The 16,330-nt window shown below is 45.8% G+C and carries 13 protein-coding genes and 1 rRNA gene; 6 read left to right on the plus strand and 8 right to left on the minus strand.

Annotation, left to right across the window (positions count from 1 at the left end; genetic code table 11):
* The 8 genes from HU147_RS00005 to dnaA all read right to left on the minus strand — a co-directional run.
* Positions 1-330: ribosomal RNA gene (locus tag HU147_RS00005) — 16S ribosomal RNA — on the minus strand; the annotation flags it as partial.
* Positions 331-880: 550 nt separating this feature from the next.
* The gene (gyrA, locus tag HU147_RS00010; protein ID WP_224074292.1) at positions 881-3,463 is read right to left on the minus strand and encodes a DNA gyrase subunit A; all 2,583 of its coding nucleotides are present in this window, start codon (positions 3,461-3,463) and stop codon (positions 881-883) included.
* Positions 3,464-3,493: 30 nt separating this feature from the next.
* On the minus strand, positions 3,494-5,416 hold the full coding sequence (gyrB, locus tag HU147_RS00015) for a DNA topoisomerase (ATP-hydrolyzing) subunit B (protein ID WP_224074293.1): 1,923 nt from the start codon (positions 5,414-5,416) through the stop codon (positions 3,494-3,496).
* A 54-nt stretch (positions 5,417-5,470) separates the two neighbouring features.
* Positions 5,471-5,674, minus strand: a complete 204-nt coding sequence (locus HU147_RS00020; RefSeq protein ID WP_224074294.1) for a hypothetical protein — start codon at positions 5,672-5,674, stop codon at positions 5,471-5,473.
* A gap of 12 nt (positions 5,675-5,686) precedes the next feature.
* The gene (gene recF / locus HU147_RS00025) at positions 5,687-6,799 is read right to left on the minus strand and encodes a DNA replication/repair protein RecF (protein WP_224074295.1); all 1,113 of its coding nucleotides are present in this window, start codon (positions 6,797-6,799) and stop codon (positions 5,687-5,689) included.
* A complete protein-coding gene (yaaA, locus tag HU147_RS00030) occupies positions 6,789-7,028 on the minus strand; it encodes a S4 domain-containing protein YaaA (protein WP_263427495.1) in 240 nt (79 codons plus the stop codon). Before yaaA ends, recF begins: the two co-directional genes overlap by 11 nt.
* Before the next feature lie 107 nt (positions 7,029-7,135).
* A complete protein-coding gene (gene dnaN / locus HU147_RS00035; RefSeq protein WP_053166869.1) occupies positions 7,136-8,272 on the minus strand; it encodes a DNA polymerase III subunit beta in 1,137 nt (378 codons plus the stop codon).
* Between the two features lie 168 nt (positions 8,273-8,440).
* Complete coding sequence (dnaA, locus tag HU147_RS00040; protein WP_036810843.1) at positions 8,441-9,787, minus strand: chromosomal replication initiator protein DnaA; 1,347 nt, start codon at positions 9,785-9,787, stop codon at positions 8,441-8,443.
* A 678-nt stretch (positions 9,788-10,465) separates the two neighbouring features.
* On the opposite strand from dnaA, the gene rpmH reads away from it, so the two are divergent.
* The 6 genes from rpmH to mnmG all read left to right on the plus strand — a co-directional run bounded on the left by rpmH (position 10,466) and on the right by mnmG (position 16,264).
* The gene (gene rpmH / locus HU147_RS00045) at positions 10,466-10,603 is read left to right on the plus strand and encodes a 50S ribosomal protein L34 (RefSeq protein ID WP_006830546.1); all 138 of its coding nucleotides are present in this window, start codon (positions 10,466-10,468) and stop codon (positions 10,601-10,603) included.
* Positions 10,604-10,683: 80 nt separating this feature from the next.
* Positions 10,684-11,025: a ribonuclease P protein component gene (gene rnpA / locus HU147_RS00050; RefSeq protein WP_224074296.1), complete on the plus strand. Its 342-nt coding sequence runs from the start codon at positions 10,684-10,686 to the stop codon at positions 11,023-11,025.
* Positions 11,026-11,086: 61 nt separating this feature from the next.
* The gene (yidC, locus tag HU147_RS00055) at positions 11,087-11,911 is read left to right on the plus strand and encodes a membrane protein insertase YidC (RefSeq protein WP_224074297.1); all 825 of its coding nucleotides are present in this window, start codon (positions 11,087-11,089) and stop codon (positions 11,909-11,911) included.
* On the plus strand, positions 11,908-12,639 hold the full coding sequence (gene jag, locus HU147_RS00060) for an RNA-binding cell elongation regulator Jag/EloR (RefSeq protein ID WP_224074298.1): 732 nt from the start codon (positions 11,908-11,910) through the stop codon (positions 12,637-12,639). Before yidC ends, jag begins: the two co-directional genes overlap by 4 nt.
* A gap of 327 nt (positions 12,640-12,966) precedes the next feature.
* On the plus strand, positions 12,967-14,352 hold the full coding sequence (gene mnmE, locus HU147_RS00065) for a tRNA uridine-5-carboxymethylaminomethyl(34) synthesis GTPase MnmE (protein WP_224074299.1): 1,386 nt from the start codon (positions 12,967-12,969) through the stop codon (positions 14,350-14,352).
* Between the two features lie 22 nt (positions 14,353-14,374).
* Entirely contained in the window at positions 14,375-16,264 is a 1,890-nt protein-coding gene (gene mnmG / locus HU147_RS00070; RefSeq protein ID WP_224074300.1) for a tRNA uridine-5-carboxymethylaminomethyl(34) synthesis enzyme MnmG, read from the plus strand.
* The last annotated feature ends 66 nt before the right edge of the window (positions 16,265-16,330 follow it).

Raw genomic sequence — 16,330 nt, forward strand, 5'->3', positions numbered from 1 at the left:
AGTCCCAGTGTGGCCGATCACCCTCTCAGGTCGGCTACGCATCGTCGCCTTGGTGGGCCGTTACCCCACCAACTAGCTAATGCGCCGCGGGCCCATCCTGCAGTGACAGCCGAAACCGTCTTTCCGTTAGGTCCCAGGAGGGACCCAAAACTATTCGGTATTAGCACCGGTTTCCCGGAGTTATCCCGATCTGCAGGGCAGGTTGCCCACGTGTTACTCACCCGTCCGCCGCTAAAGTTGAAGGAGCAAGCTCTTCAACTTCCGCTCGACTTGCATGTATTAGGCACGCCGCCAGCGTTCGTCCTGAGCCAGGATCAAACTCTCCATTATAGAGAACCGATTGCTCAAATTCTGCTGGCGTCTCGCTGTTCCGAAGAACGCGCGAGTCGCTTGATCTGGCACTGCCTGATCAGTAAGTTGTGCTCGGATCGCTTTGCGACGATCCTCGCATAAATTCGTTTTCGCGCCAAAGCGCTCAAACAATTTATGTTGACGTTTTGCTGTTCAGTTTTCAAGGTTCATGTTGTGTGTCACTCATTGGCGACTTGATTAATATACCATGCCATAATATTCGCGTCAACAGTTTTACGAAAAAAACTTCTGCTTTTGGTAAATTCTTTTTCTTCCAGGAAACTTTTCAGTTTTTGCTGGCTGTTCTTCGCTCTGATCTTCATCTTCCTGAGCCACTATAAACTAGATCGATCCGACAGCCGTAAGAAGATTTCTGCTTCCGTTTTCTTTTTCCTCTATATAGAAAGAACAGGATCCCGCTTCATTCTTTCCGGACTCTTTTGGCAACCCAAAGCTTCTCTCGTTCAAGAAATATTCGTTTAGCGCCAAATAAAAAAACCCGCTGAACAAATCAGCGGGTTTAAAAATCTTACTCTTCGTCTTCATCTATTTCTTCTTCTACACGATCTACTTCTTCATCAGCCACAACTTCGTCCTCCGTATAGACATCCGCTTCCGCACTTTCTTCAATCAATGTGGAATCGACATCTTCTTCGGCTTCTTCTGCGCCTTCTGGAATTTCAATATCTTTTTTCACTCGGGCAACCGTAGCTACGGTTTCTTCTTCAGCGAGCTTAATTAGGCGGACGCCTTGTGTGCTTCGGCCAGTCTGTGAAATATCGTTGACGTCCATGCGGATTAAAATACCATTGATGGTGATCAGCATGATGTCTTCTGTTCCGTTGACTGTCCGGACAGCCACGAGCGGTCCGTTCTTGTCGGTGATTTGGCAAGTTTTGATTCCCATACCGCCTCTGGATTGAACACGGTATTCGGATTCTTTGGTTTGTTTGCCGTATCCTTTTTCTGTGATGACAAGGATGTTATCGTCCTTCTCCAGAATCTCCATGCCGACAACCTGGTCGCCTTCGCGCAAACGGATTCCACGGACCCCGCTTGCTGTCCGGCCCATGCTGCGGATATCGGTTTCAGGGAAACGGATCAATGCGCCGTCGCGTGTTCCGATGACGATTTCCTGGTTGCCGTCGGTTAGCTTAACGGAAATCAATTCATCTTCTTCGCGCAAGCTGATGGCAATTAGCCCGTTTTGGCGGATGTTGGCGTAATTGGACACCGGTGTCCGCTTGCTGATTCCTTCCCGTGTCGTAAAGAAGAAGAAGGCATCTTCTTTAAATTCTTTCACGCGGATGACAGCCGTCACTTTTTCGTCTTTGCTGATTTCCAGCAAATTGACTAGCGGAAGGCCTTTTGCAGTTCTTCCGTATTCCGGCACTTGATACCCTTTTTTGCGATACACTTTCCCTTTGCTCGTGAAGAACAGGATTGTATCGTGGGTAGAGGTATAAAGCATGTGCTCAACGAAATCATCTTCGTTGGTGCCCATTCCCTGGACGCCGCGGCCACCGCGGTTTTGGCTGCGGAACGTGTTTGCCGGCATCCGTTTGATATACCCGTTATGGGTCAATGTCAGAACAGACGCTTCTCTTGGGATCAAATCTTCATCTTCGAACATTTCCGTACCGCCTGAAGTGATTTCCGTTCTGCGCTCGTCGCTGAAACGTTCTTTCACTTCTGTCAATTCTTCACGGATAATTTCGAGAATCCGGTATTCGTTCGCCAAAATTTCGCGAAGTTCATCGATCAGCTTAACCAAACCTTGGTATTCTTCTTCGATTTTATCGCGTTCCAGTCCGGTTAAACGCTGCAGTCGCATATCCAAAATCGCTTGTGATTGGCGCTCTGACAGATTGAAATTGCTCATCAAGCCATTGCGGGCTTCTTCAGTCGTCTGTGAGCCGCGGATCAAAGCGATAATGGCATCAATATGATCCAATGCAATACGCAAACCTTCAAGGATATGTGCGCGGTCTTCCGCTTTCGTCAAATCAAATTGAGTACGGCGGCGAATGACCACTTTCTGGTGCTCTAAGTAGTGGAAAAGCACTTCTTTAATTCCCAACACTTTCGGATGGCCGTCGACAAGCGCCAGCATGTTGATCCCGAAACTTGTTTGCATTGCTGTCTGTTTGTATAAGTTGTTCAACAGGACGCTGGCACTCGCATCTCTGCGCACTTCAATGACAATGCGCATACCGTTGCGGTCAGATTCGTCCCGTAAATCCGTGATGCCGTCAATTCGCTTATCGCGCACGAGCTCCGCAATTTTTTCAATCAAGCGGGCTTTGTTCACTTGATAAGGAAGTTCGTTGACGATGATTACTTCTTTGCCGTTCGGTTTGGTTTCAATATCCACCACCGAACGGATCATGATAGAGCCTCTGCCGGTTTCATAAGCGCGTCGAATACCGCTGCGCCCTAAAATAATGCCGCCAGTCGGGAAATCAGGACCTGGAATAAATTCCATCAATTCTTCTGTCGTAATCGCCGGGTTTTCAGCTAATGCCAACACACCGTCAATTGTTTCACCCAAATGATGCGGCGGAATATTAGTAGCCATACCAACTGCGATACCAGATGTTCCGTTTACCAGTAAGTTCGGGAATCGGCTCGGCAGAACAATTGGCTCTTTTTCCTGGCCATCGTAGTTATCCCGGTAATCGATCGTATTTTTATTTAAATCACGCAATAGTTCCATGGAGATTTTTGACATTCTTGATTCTGTATAACGCATGGCAGCTGCTGCATCGCCGTCGACCGAACCGAAGTTTCCGTGTCCGTCAACGAGCATATAACGGTAACTGAAATCCTGCGCCATCCGGACCATCGTTTCATAAACAGCGCTATCGCCGTGTGGATGGTATTTACCAATAACATCCCCGACGATACGTGCTGATTTTTTATAGGCTTTATCCGATGTAATTCCCAAATCATGCATTGCATATAGGATGCGGCGATGGACAGGTTTCAGCCCGTCACGCACATCCGGTAGTGCACGGGAAACGATAACGCTCATTGCATAATCCAAAAACGATGTGCGCATCTCCGTGCTTATATTTATTTCTTCAACACCACTGCTAGGCCGTTCAGCCATATCCGCAGCCTCCTCTCAACTCTACATCACTTAAACGTCCAAGTTTTTAACGTATTTCGCATTTTCTTCGATAAAGTTACGGCGCGGTTCAACTTCGTCTCCCATTAAAATATGGAAAGTTTCATCTGCCACCATCGCGTCGGTCAACGTCACTTGCAGCAAGGTACGGACGTCCGGATCCATTGTCGTATCCCATAACTGCTCCGCGTTCATTTCTCCCAACCCTTTGTAGCGCTGGATATTCGGTTTCGGTGTTGGAGACAAGTTTTCGAGCGCTTCTTTCAATTGCGCATCGGTATAAACATAATCCACGTGCTTGCCTTGTTTGATCTGGAACAAAGGCGGCTGGGCGATGTAAATATAACCCGCTTCAAGCAATGGACGCATGTAGCGGAAGAAGAACGTCAATAACAAAGTCCGGATATGGGCGCCGTCGACGTCCGCATCTGTCATGATGACTACTTTATGGTAACGCGCTTTCGCCAAATTGAATTCTTCGCCGATTCCTGTGCCTAGTGCTGTAATGATGTTGCGGATTTCAGCGTTTGTCAGGATTTTATCAAGACGGGCTTTTTCAACATTCAAGATCTTACCGCGCAGCGGCAAAATGGCTTGGAAATGGCGGTCACGGCCTGATTTTGCCGAGCCGCCGGCTGAGTCACCCTCAACAATGTAAATCTCGCTGATTTTCGGATCACGCGAAGAACAGTCCGCCAGTTTACCAGGCAAGCTCGATACTTCGAGCACTGATTTGCGGCGCGTGAATTCGCGTGCTTTTTTGGCCGCCATACGGGCATGCGAAGCCATGATGCCTTTTTCCACAATTTTGCGAGAAACCGTTGGATTCTCCAAAAGGAATCGCTCAAAACCGCCTGAGAACAGGTTGTTGACGATTGTGCTGACTTCAGTATTGCCCAGCTTCGTTTTGGTTTGGCCTTCAAACTGGGGATCCGGGTGTTTAACCGAAATAATAGCAGTCAACCCTTCACGAACGTCATCGCCCGTTAAATTGGCATCTTGTTCTTTCAGCATGCCGTTTTTGCGGCCGTAGTCATTCACAACACGCGTCAAAGCTGTCTTAAAGCCGGATTCGTGCGTTCCGCCTTCATGCGTGTTGATATTATTGGCAAATGAAAAAATATTGGCTGCATAGCCGGCATTATATTGCATCGCGACTTCTACGGAAATGCCTTCTCGTTCAGCTTCTACAAAAATCGCCTCTTCGTGAAGAGGGTCTTTGGATTTATTCATATGTTCAACGTAAGATTTGATCCCGCCTTCAAAATGGTAGACCTTCTCTTTTTGCTCGCCTTCACGCTCATCACGGGCAACAATTCTCAAACCACGGTTCAAATAAGCCAGTTCCCGCAAGCGATGGTCCAAAATATCAAATTCATAGACGGTCGTTTCTTTAAAGATTTCCGGGTCCGCTTTAAAACGGATGGTGGTACCTGTATTTTCAGCGTCGCCGATCACATGCAGTTCTTCTGTAACCGCTCCGCGTTCAAATTTAATGTAATGGCGTTTGCCATCGCGGTTAACGTATACTTCTGTCACTTCGGACAAAGCGTTAACAACCGATGCCCCAACACCGTGCAGACCGCCGGATACTTTATATCCGCCGCCGCCGAATTTACCGCCTGCGTGCAAGACAGTCATAATGACTTCTACAGCCGGACGGCCCATTTTTTCCTGCATGCCAACTGGAATGCCTCGCCCGTTGTCATCTACACGAATCCATTCGCCGGGTTCGATTGTTACCTGGATTTCATCGCAATAACCGGCTAATGCTTCATCGATACTGTTATCTACGATTTCCCAAACTAAATGGTGAAGCCCTTTTGAACTTGTTGAACCGATATACATTCCGGGTCTTTTGCGTACTGCTTCCAAGCCTTCAAGAACTTGAATCTGATTCGCATCATATGAGGGTTGAAGATTTTTTTCTTCCATTGCCACTGCGTTCACCTGCTCTTTCTTACAACATTCTGTTTTCCATTGGTTTGTTTATAACCGGTTTTGCCGGATCTTTTTCAAGATGGCCTGCGCCCGCAAAGGCGAACCGTAGACAAAATCGTCGGTCACAATAAATGATTTTACTTTATCTAAAGGGACGAGAAGCCGCACAAAAGCAGCCGGCACGTAATGTTCATGCGCGGTGACGGCAACAATTTCAGCTATTCGGATTGTCTGCTCTTTTCCAATGTGCACATAAATAACGCGTCACTCCTTAACCATCCCTTGGGATACTTCGAAAAGACGGGCATTTTGAATTGTTTCGTGCTGAATTCCATCTACATTGGTTGTCGTCACAAAGGTCTGGACAGAACCATGGATGGTATTCAGCAAATGGGACTGCCGGTAATCATCCAGCTCTGACAGTACATCATCCAGCAGCAAAACAGGCGCTTCGCCGACTTCCTGCTTGATCAATTCAATTTCCGCCAGCTTTAAGGAAAGCGCTGTGGTCCGCTGCTGGCCTTGCGAACCATAAGTCTGGACATCATAGCCGTTCACGAAAAACTGCAATTCATCGCGGTGAGGGCCGACAAGAGTCAAACCGCGCTCAATTTCCCGTTTGCGAACTTCAGCAAGTTTCTGCTCTAAAAAAGACGCCATCTCGGTCGGCGTCCATTCGGGCTTTAAACCGCTGATCGGTTGATAGCGGATTTGCAGTTGTTCCAGCCCCCGGGAAATGCCGTGATGGATCGGTTCAGCCCATTTTTGCAATAATTCCATGAACTGATAACGTTTTTGGATGATTTTTACTGCGGCTTCGATAAATTGTTCCGTGTAAACATCGAACATGACATCGTTGATGGCCTGTTTGCCGTAATTTTGCTTAAGTATATGATTCCGTTGCTTCAACAATTTCTGATATGTCAATAAATCATGAAGATAGACAGGAGAAATTTGGCCGATTTCCATATCGATAAACCGACGGCGGATTTGCGGACTCCCTTTGACTAAATTCAAATCTTCAGGCGCAAACATCACAACATTCAATTGGCCAATGTAATCACTGAGCCGCCGCTGTTCCAAATGATTGACCTTTGCTTTTTTGCCTTTTTTGGACAAAGTGATTTCCAAAGGCAATTTCCCGTATTTACGGAAAACATCACCTTTAATTTTACCATAATCGGCATTCCAGCGTATCAATTCTTTATCATTGGTGGTTCGATGCGATTTTGCCATCGACAAAACGTACAAGGATTCCATAATATTGGTTTTTCCTTGCGCATTCTCCCCGATAAAGACATTTATTTCAGGAGAAAAAGACAAGTCAAGCGTCTCGTAATTCCGGTAGTCGCGGAGCTCGAGGCGGTCAATCCACATCGAAGCTCATGCCTTCAGCTACTGCAATACGAAACTCCCCTACTTCTGGAATCGTTACCGTATCGTTCGGACGCAACTTACGGCCTCTCCGATCTTCCGCTTCTCCGTTTACAAAAACTTCATGCTCACTCAAAAACCACTTTGCCATGCCTCCTGAACTGATCGTATCTGTCATTTTCAGCAATTGCCCAAGTGTAATAAATTCTGTTTCAATCCCGATTTCTTTCAAAATGCACTCATCCTTCAATTCGTAGTCTATCCCTCTATTTTACCCTATTTAGGGTAAAAAGTAAAAAGGATAGCCTTTATGGCTATCCTAGAGGGTCTTTTCTGTTTTTAATAGGTCCGGACAGGAAGAATCAATTGCAAAATCGAATCGTCAAGCGCAGATTTCAAAATGAACGGGCGCATCGCTCCGGTAAATTGAATCAGTACGTCCTGGCCATCAATTGCTTTCAAAGCATCCATCATGAATTTGGCGCTAAATGAAATTTTCAATTCTTCGCCTTCAATGCTTTGGGCTTGAAGCTGCTCTTCCACTTTTCCGACTTCCGGTGAATTAGAAGAAACTTCTACTTCATTGCCGGAATTTGTAGAAAAACGCACAACGTTATTGCGTTCTTCTCGGGCAAGCAAAGAAGCACGGTCGATTGCCTGAAGAAGCGAACGCCCGTTGACCGTCACTTCTGTTTTGTATTCAGAAGGAATCAAACGGGATGTATCCGGGTAGTTTCCTTCAAGCAGACGCGAAAAGAACAAAATATGCTTGGATTTAAACAGAACTTGCTGGTTCGTCATGACGATTTCAACAGGATCTGAAGTATCGTCCAGAATTTTGTTGAGTTCGGTCAAGCTTTTCCCAGGGATTACGACACTGTATTCCCCTTCCGGCAAAGTTTCTAATTTTGTTTTGCGGCGTGCCAAACGGTGGCTGTCTGTTGCAACACAAACCAATTCCCCGTCTTTTACTTCCCAATGAACCCCAGTTAATACCGGGCGTGTTTCCGAACTCGAAACAGCAAATACCGTTTCGCGGTTGATTGTTTTTAACAGATCCGCCGGAATGGTAAACAAACGGTCATCCTGGATATCCGGAAGCTGCGGATAATCCAATGCATCCAAGCCAATCAAGTGGAATTCAGATTTCCCTGAACGGATATGCGTTTGGAAGTTTCCAGTAATTTCGATTTCCACTTCATTCGTTGGCAACTTACGGATTATTTCTCCAAATACTTTTGCTTGAAGAACAATGCTTCCGCCTTGAGATACGCCGATGATTTCTTCTCCATCTTCTTCTGCCGGAATGAATGTCTGGATCGTGATATCTGAATCGCTTCCTGTCAATCTCATTCCTTCTGAAGAAACATCCATTTTGATCCCTGTCAAAATCGGAATCGTTGTTTTTGAACTTACTGCTTTCATTACATCATTTAAACCTTCGACTAATCGTTCACGCTTTATCTCGAATTTCATTCTCGAACCTCGCTTATATATATATTTTATTTAAGGAACTTAAAACAGTAATAGTAGTAGGGCCTGTGAATATGTGGATAACCCCGTTTTTCTGAACAAAAGCAGCTTATCCACATGTAGATAAGCTGTGCACAAACTGCTTTGTAAATTATGCGGTTATCCACAAGGTCATTGCTTGCCAAGCGCGCTTCGAATATCTTTGACGTCTTGTTGAAGCTGCTGATTGTCTTTCAGCATTTTTGAAATTTTCTCGTGCGCATGGATGACTGTTGTATGGTCACGCCCACCGAATTCTTCCCCGATTTTCGGCAAAGAAAAATCCGTCATTTCTCTGGACAGATACATGGCCACTTGGCGTGGATATGCAATGTCTTTTGTACGGCGTTTTGTTTTGAAATCTTCTAATTTCACATTAAATTGCTCTCCGACAGCATGCTGGATATCCAAAATCGTAATCACTTTCGGTTTTGAATTCGGCATGATGTCTTTTAGCGCTTCTGCTGCAAGTTCGGCACTCATATCCCGGTTGATCAAAGAAGAATAAGCCACTACGCGGATCAATGCCCCTTCAAGTTCCCGGATATTCGAATCAATGGAATTGGCGATATAGGTCATCACATCGTTTGGAATATCAAGGCCGTCCGCTTTCGCTTTTTTGCGCAAAATGGCGATCCGGGTTTCCAGATCCGGCGGTGTAATATCCGTGATCAATCCCCATTCAAAGCGGGATCTTAAGCGGTCTTCCAGTGTCGGAATTTCTTTTGGCGGCCGGTCACTCGAGATGATAATCTGTTTCGACTCTTCATGGAGTGTATTAAACGTATGGAAAAATTCCTCCTGCGTCTGCTCTTTGCCGGCCAAAAATTGAATGTCATCAATCAAAAGAATATCGACACTACGGTATTTGTTCCGGAAATCAACGGTTTGGTTGTCCCGGATCGAGTTGATGAATTCATTGGTAAATTTCTCCGAAGACAAATAAACCACTTTGGCATTCGGGTTGTGTTCAAGGACATAATGTCCGATTGCATGCATTAAATGTGTCTTGCCAAGTCCTACTCCCCCGTAAATAAACAACGGATTGTACGCTTTTGCAGGCGCTTCCGCTACGGCCAGTGACGCAGCATGGGCAAAGCGGTTGCCGGATCCAATTACAAACGTATCGAATGTATATTTGGGATTCAGCATGCCAGGCAAAAATTCCTGATGCTCATTCTGCCCTGGTTTTACGCGAGGGGCTGGGAGTTGAAAATCGTCCATATCCTGATCTTTGGGCACAACAAATTTTATCAGCAGATCATCACCTGTTGAATCCGAAAGAATCCCAGTAATTAAATGCACGTAATGGTTTTCCAACCAGTCACGTGCAAATGAATTAGGCGCTGAAATTGTCACTGTATCATTCTGATAAGATAAAAGTTTTGTTGATTTTAACCACGTTTCAAAACTTGGTTTGGAGATTTTAGTTTCAACTTGGGCTAAGACACTCGACCAAAGTTCGTCTAAGTGTTCCAATAGCTCGTCTCCTTTATATGTAAATATTTTTTAAGTATACCATACACAAAACCACAGGCTGTGGATAACCTTTATAAACAAGCCCGTGAATAACTGTCCACATCTTACCCACAGTTTGTGGATAACTTATTTAGGCTAAAAATTATTAACAAGTGAAAACAAGTCTATGTTAACAAAAAAAACGAGACATTACAAGAACGACTTATACTTATCCACATTTCCTTTATTGTACACATGAAAGCTATCCACAGGGGGTTCTTATGTGCAGAAGTTGTAGATAAGGGGTGTGGATAAAATTTTTTCGGAAAATATTGGTGCACAATAATTTTTGGGTTTCCTGAAGCAAATGTGGATAACTCGAAGCGAAAAGGAGAATGAAAAATCCAAGAAGAATTCAAGCGATTTTGTAGATGGATTTTAATTTTTCTCCCATATGAAGCAGCAAGGGCAAAACTTCTTTTCGAATCCGTTCAGTAAAAGAGGGAGAAGAAAATAAGGGGAGGTAAGCAGAAAAGAGGGACAGTTTTGCTGGAGATCTGCAAACCCTGGTATTTATAGTGCAAAATCGGTGATTGTTTCTCCTTTTTAATAAGACATTGACATTTGAAGCATGCCGGCTATATAATAGTCAAGACTGTCTTTGAGAAAAGAGTTAACTTTTATTCAGGAGGTGTCACCATGACATTACGCACATACCAACCAAATACTCGTAAACACAGCAAAGTACACGGCTTCAGAGCACGTATGAGCACTAAAAACGGACGTAGAGTAATTGCTGCACGCCGTCGCAAAGGAAGAAAAGTATTATCAGCTTAAGTCCACTGACCGCATCAGTGGTCTTTTTTTCTTTTCTGCTGATTTTCAGCGGAAATGAACCAAAATAAGCAGGTGAAAAAATGAATAAGCAACAACGAATCAAGAAAAACACGGAATTTCAACGAATCTTTAAAAAAGGAAAATCCTTTGCCAATCGCCAGTTTATCGTCTACGTCTTGAAAAACGATCAGCCGGAGTTTCGGGTGGGATTATCCGTCAGCAAAAAAGTAGGAAACGCAGTTACGCGAAACCGCATCAAGCGCTATATCCGTCAAACTTTCCTCGAATTGAAAGACGATGTGCTGCCAAATGCGGATTACGTTATTATCGCCCGACAACAGGCGGCCAATTTGGATTTTCATGAAAGCAAGAAAAGTTTGGAGCACGTTTTAAAAATTGCCCGTGCTTTGCCTCGGAAGTAGAAAGAGTTATTGCAAGAATGCTATTATAGAAGCAATTGAAAATAAGTTTGGGGGAAGAAGGTTGAATAAGCGAATAGTACTGCTTATTTCACTGGTGGCAGCGACCGTGCTGCTTGCCGGCTGTACAGAGTTCAATGAGCCGATCAGTGGAAACAGTGAAGGATTTTGGAACGAATTTATAGTTTGGCCTCTAGTCTCGGTCATTACGTATTTCAAAGGCTTGCTTGGAACGTACGGACTTGGGATTATTGCAGTAACAATCATTATCCGTTTGGTGCTTTTGCCATTGATGGTGAAGCAGACCCGCAGCTCAAAACGCATGCAGGAAGTACAACCGAAATTGAAAGAGCTGCAAGCGAAATACAAATCGAAAGATGCAGTCACGCAGCAGAAATACCAGCAGGAAATGATGGCATTGTTCCAGGAAAACGGCGTGAACCCGATGGCGGGCTGTTTGCCGGTATTGATCCAAATGCCGATTTTGATCGGTTTTTATCACGCAATCAGCCGGATGAACAGTACTCCGTCGATCGACCTTGGTTCATTTTTGATTTTCCCGCTAGCTGAACCAAGCATTATCTTGGCTGTTATTGCTGGCTTGATGCAATTTATCGTTTTGCGCACCGGTCCTGCTATGGACAACCCGCAAATGAAGATCATGATGTATTTCATGCCGGTCATGATCATCGGATTTGGTGTCGTATTGCCATCCGCATTGACCTTGTATTGGGTAATCGGAAACATCATCTCCTTGATTCAAAACCTGGTTATTTACAAGCCATGGGAGAAAAAAGAGCCGGTTCCGGCGGCGCCAGCAGCTGGAGCAAGAAAAGAAGTGAAGCAACCTGTTAAAACGAAAGCGAAAGCAGGAGGGGCTAAAAAGTGAAACAGATTACGCAGACGGGTACAACTGTTGAAAACGCGATATCTGCAGCATTAGAAAAACTCCAGGCAACACGTGAAGAAGTAACGGTCAATGTGATCCAGAACGAAAAAAAGGGATTTTTGGGCTTTGGATCCAAACCGGCTGAAGTCGAAGTCATCGTAAACGAACCGGAAGCTGCACCGCTTGAAAAAGAGGAAGCAGTGGCGGAGACGGCGGTAGCGGAACCGGAAGAAATTTTTGAAGAACTGGTGGAAGAAGCGCCAAAAGCAACAAATGAGCGAGCCATCCAGGAAACGAAAGATTACATTCAATCCATTGCCAAAGGCATGATGATTGAAGACTTAAAAATTACGCATAAGCAAAGCGGCAAACAAGTCAGTTTCTATCTGGAAAGTGAAAAAGTGGCCATGCTGATCGGCAAACGCGGCAATACGCTGAATTCCCTTCAGCAGCTTGCCCAGCTGGTCGCGAATAAATACTCTAACCAATTTATGATGGTGGAGCTGGATGCGGAAAATTACCGGGAGCGGCGCCAGGAAACATTGGAGCAGTTGGCGGATCGGATGGCGGACAAAGCGATTCGGACCGGCGGCCGCGTTCAATTTGAACCGATGCCGTCTTACGAACGGAAAGTCATCCATCAGGCATTATCGCGCCGGATGGATATCGACACCTATTCAGAAGGAAAAGATCCAAACCGTTATCTGGTCATCGAACCTCTGAAATAACGCGGCTGATCCGGCCAAATAAAGAATTGTGTACGGCTTGCTCTTTGCAAGCCGTTTTTTTATGCATTCTTTTATGAAACTTTTGGGAAAACCAAGCGCTTCACCTTTCGGATTCCAGCCATTTATGCTATTGTAATATGTTAGAAAGTCATGTGCTTTTGCTGGTTGTCCACATGTGGACAACTTTTTTAAAGGGAAAATCCGTTTTTTGCGCTCGAAAAAAGTCTGGGGATAAGTTTCTGGCCAGATTTTTTTGTTTTTATTCATTTTAAGTGCAGGTTTAATAGAGGCCCCTGTACTTTTCTATAATAGAGAGGACGAAGTACCATGGAATTCGATACAATTGCTGCAATCTCCACGCCAAGCGGTGAAGGCGCCATTGCCATCGTCCGCCTTAGCGGGCCGGAGGCGATCGGGATTGCGGATAAACTGTTCCGCGCCCCCAGCGGAAAACAATTGGCGACGCAGCCTACGCATACGATTCATTACGGCCATTTGGCAGATCCATGGACGGAGGAAGTAGTGGAAGAAGTCATGGTATCGTTCATGAAAGCCCCAAAAACCTTCACCCGCGAAGACGTCATTGAAATCAATTGCCATGGCGGCATTGTGTCCGTCAATCGGGTATTGGCTCTTGTGCTTCGCGCCGGCGCGCGTTTGGCCGAGCCTGGAGAATTCACGAAACGGGCATTTTTAAACGGCCGTATCGACCTATCCCAAGCGGAAGCGGTCATGGATTTGATCCGCGCCAAAACCGACCGGGCGATGGATGTGGCATTGAACCAGATGGAAGGGCGCCTGTCGAAGCTCATTGGGACGCTTCGCCAAGCCTTGCTCGAATCCATTGCACAAATGGAAGTGAATATCGATTACCCGGAGTATGACGACGTCGAAGAAATGACACGTCCGATTATGCTTGAAAAAGCCTTATGGGTGCGTTCAGAAATTGAAAAATTACTGCAGACTTCTTCACAAGGCAAAATCTTGAGAGAAGGCCTTTCAACTGTTATTGTGGGACGTCCGAATGTCGGAAAATCCTCTCTCTTGAACAGCCTGGTGCAAGAAAACAAAGCCATTGTAACGGAAATTGCGGGAACGACCCGTGATATAATCGAGGAATATGTAAACGTCCGCGGTGTGCCGCTGCGTTTGGTGGATACAGCCGGTATCCGGGAAACGGAAGATATTGTGGAACGGATCGGCGTGGAACGTTCGCGCAAAGTGCTGAAAGAAGCTGATTTGATTCTTTATGTCTTGAATTATTCGGAAGCGCTGACGGAAGAAGATGAACGATTGTTTGAAGCGGTTCGGGATATGGATTATATTGTAGTCATCAATAAAACCGATTTGCCGCAGAAAATCGATCTGGATCACGTACAGCAGCTGGCAGGCGATAAACTGTTGGTTACCACTTCGCTGATTGAAGAAGAAGGCATTGACCAGCTGGAAGAAGCCATTGCTGAACTGTTTTTTGAAGGGCAAATCGAAGCAGGGGATATGACGTATGTTTCCAATGCGCGCCATATTGCGCTGCTTCACCAGGCACACCAGACCATTTCGGATGCCATTGAGGCGGCGGATATGGATGTGCCGGTCGATATGATTCAAATTGATGTCACTCGAACATGGGGAATTTTAGGGGAAATCATCGGCGATACAGCAGATGATGGCTTGTTGAACCAATTATTTTCTCAGTTCTGTTTAGGGAAATAAACTTCGAAGGGAATGAACGAACATGCCACAATACGAAGCAGGCACGTTCGATGTCATCGTCGTAGGAGCCGGACATGCCGGAGCAGAAGCTGCTCTTGCATCCGCTCGCATGGGTGCGAAAACACTTGTGTTGACGATGAATCTGGATATGATCGCATTTATGCCATGCAACCCGTCAATTGGCGGACCCGCAAAAGGCATCGTTGTACGGGAAATTGACGCACTTGGCGGAGCCATGGGGCGCGTTATCGATAAAACACACATTCAAATGAGAATGTTGAACACAGCAAAAGGGCCGGCTGTCCGCGCACTGCGCGCACAAGCCGACAAAGTGCTTTACCAGCAGGAAATGAAACGCCTGATGGAAGAAGAAAAGAATTTGACGCTTCACCAAGGGATTGCTGAAAAATTAGTGGTGGAAGACGGCAAAGTGACCGGCTTGATCACGCAAGTTGGCGGCATCTACCGGGCAAAATCCGTTGTCATCACGACAGGAACTTTCCTGCGCGGCGAAATCATCATTGGCGATTTGCGCTATTCCAGCGGGCCGAACAATCAGCAGCCATCAATCAAGCTGGCAGAAAACCTGGAAGAGCTCGGCTTTGAAACCGTCCGCTTTAAAACAGGGACGCCGCCGCGTGTCAACAGCAACTCCATTGATTACAGCAAAACAGAAATCCAGCCGGGCGATGAAGAACCGCGTGCGTTCAGTTACGAAACAACTGAATTCATCATGGATCAGCTGCCATGCTGGCTAACGTATACAAACGAAAAAACCCATCAGATCATCGACGAAAATCTTCACTTGTCGCCGATGTATTCCGGCATGATCAAAGGGACAGGCCCAAGATATTGCCCATCAATAGAAGACAAAGTGGTGCGTTTCAACGACAAACCGCGCCATCAGATTTTCCTTGAACCGGAAGGCCGCAATACGCGCGAGGTTTACGTACAAGGGCTTTCAACAAGTTTGCCTGAACATGTGCAAAGAAAACTGTTAGAATCGATTCCAGGGCTTGAAAAAGCGGAAATGATGCGTGCTGGATACGCCATCGAATACGATGCAATCGTACCGACGCAATTATGGCCGACGCTCGAGTCAAAACAGCTTGAAAATCTCTACACAGCAGGACAGATCAACGGAACTTCCGGCTACGAAGAAGCGGCGGGGCAGGGCTTGATGGCCGGCATTAATGCTGCAGCTAAAGTTTTGGGCAAAGAAGAAGTGATTCTGAGCCGTTCCGATGCCTATATCGGTGTATTGATCGATGATTTGGTCACGAAAGGCACAAACGAGCCTTATCGTTTGCTGACGTCGCGTGCGGAATATCGCCTCTTGCTGCGCCACGATAATGCAGATATGCGTTTGACGGAACTGGGCCACAAAATCGGCATGATTTCCGATGAGCGCTATGCCAAATTCCTGGCGAAAAAAGACCGCATCGAAGCGGAAATCAAACGCCTCCGCGGCATAATGATCAAACCGAATGACATCACGCAGCAATTGATCCGTGATGCAGGAGGCAGTGAATTGAAAGACGGCATCCGGGCAGCAGATTTATTGAAGCGCCCTGAAATGACTTATGACATGATTGCCCAATTGACGGCTTCAGAAGTTGAATTGGAAGACGAAGTGAAAGAACAAGTCGAAATCCATATCAAATACGAAGGCTATATTGAAAAATCGCTTCAGCAAGTGGCTAAACTGAAAAAAATGGAAGACAAGAAAATCCCGGAAAACATTGATTACCACTCAATTTCCGGTCTGGCAACAGAAGCACGCGGCAAACTGGCCGAAGTGCGTCCGCTGTCGATTGCACAGGCTTCCCGGATTTCAGGTGTGAACCCTGCTGACATTTCAATTCTTTTGGTGTATATTGAACAAGGTAGAATTGCAAAAATTCCATCTTGATATAAAAAAAGCGCAGGCGCCTATCTGGGGCCGACAAGCTTAAGGCAGAACACGCCGGAAATCCTG

The organism is Planococcus chinensis (assembly GCF_020071995.1).
Classification (GTDB): domain Bacteria; phylum Bacillota; class Bacilli; order Bacillales_A; family Planococcaceae; genus Planococcus; species Planococcus chinensis_A.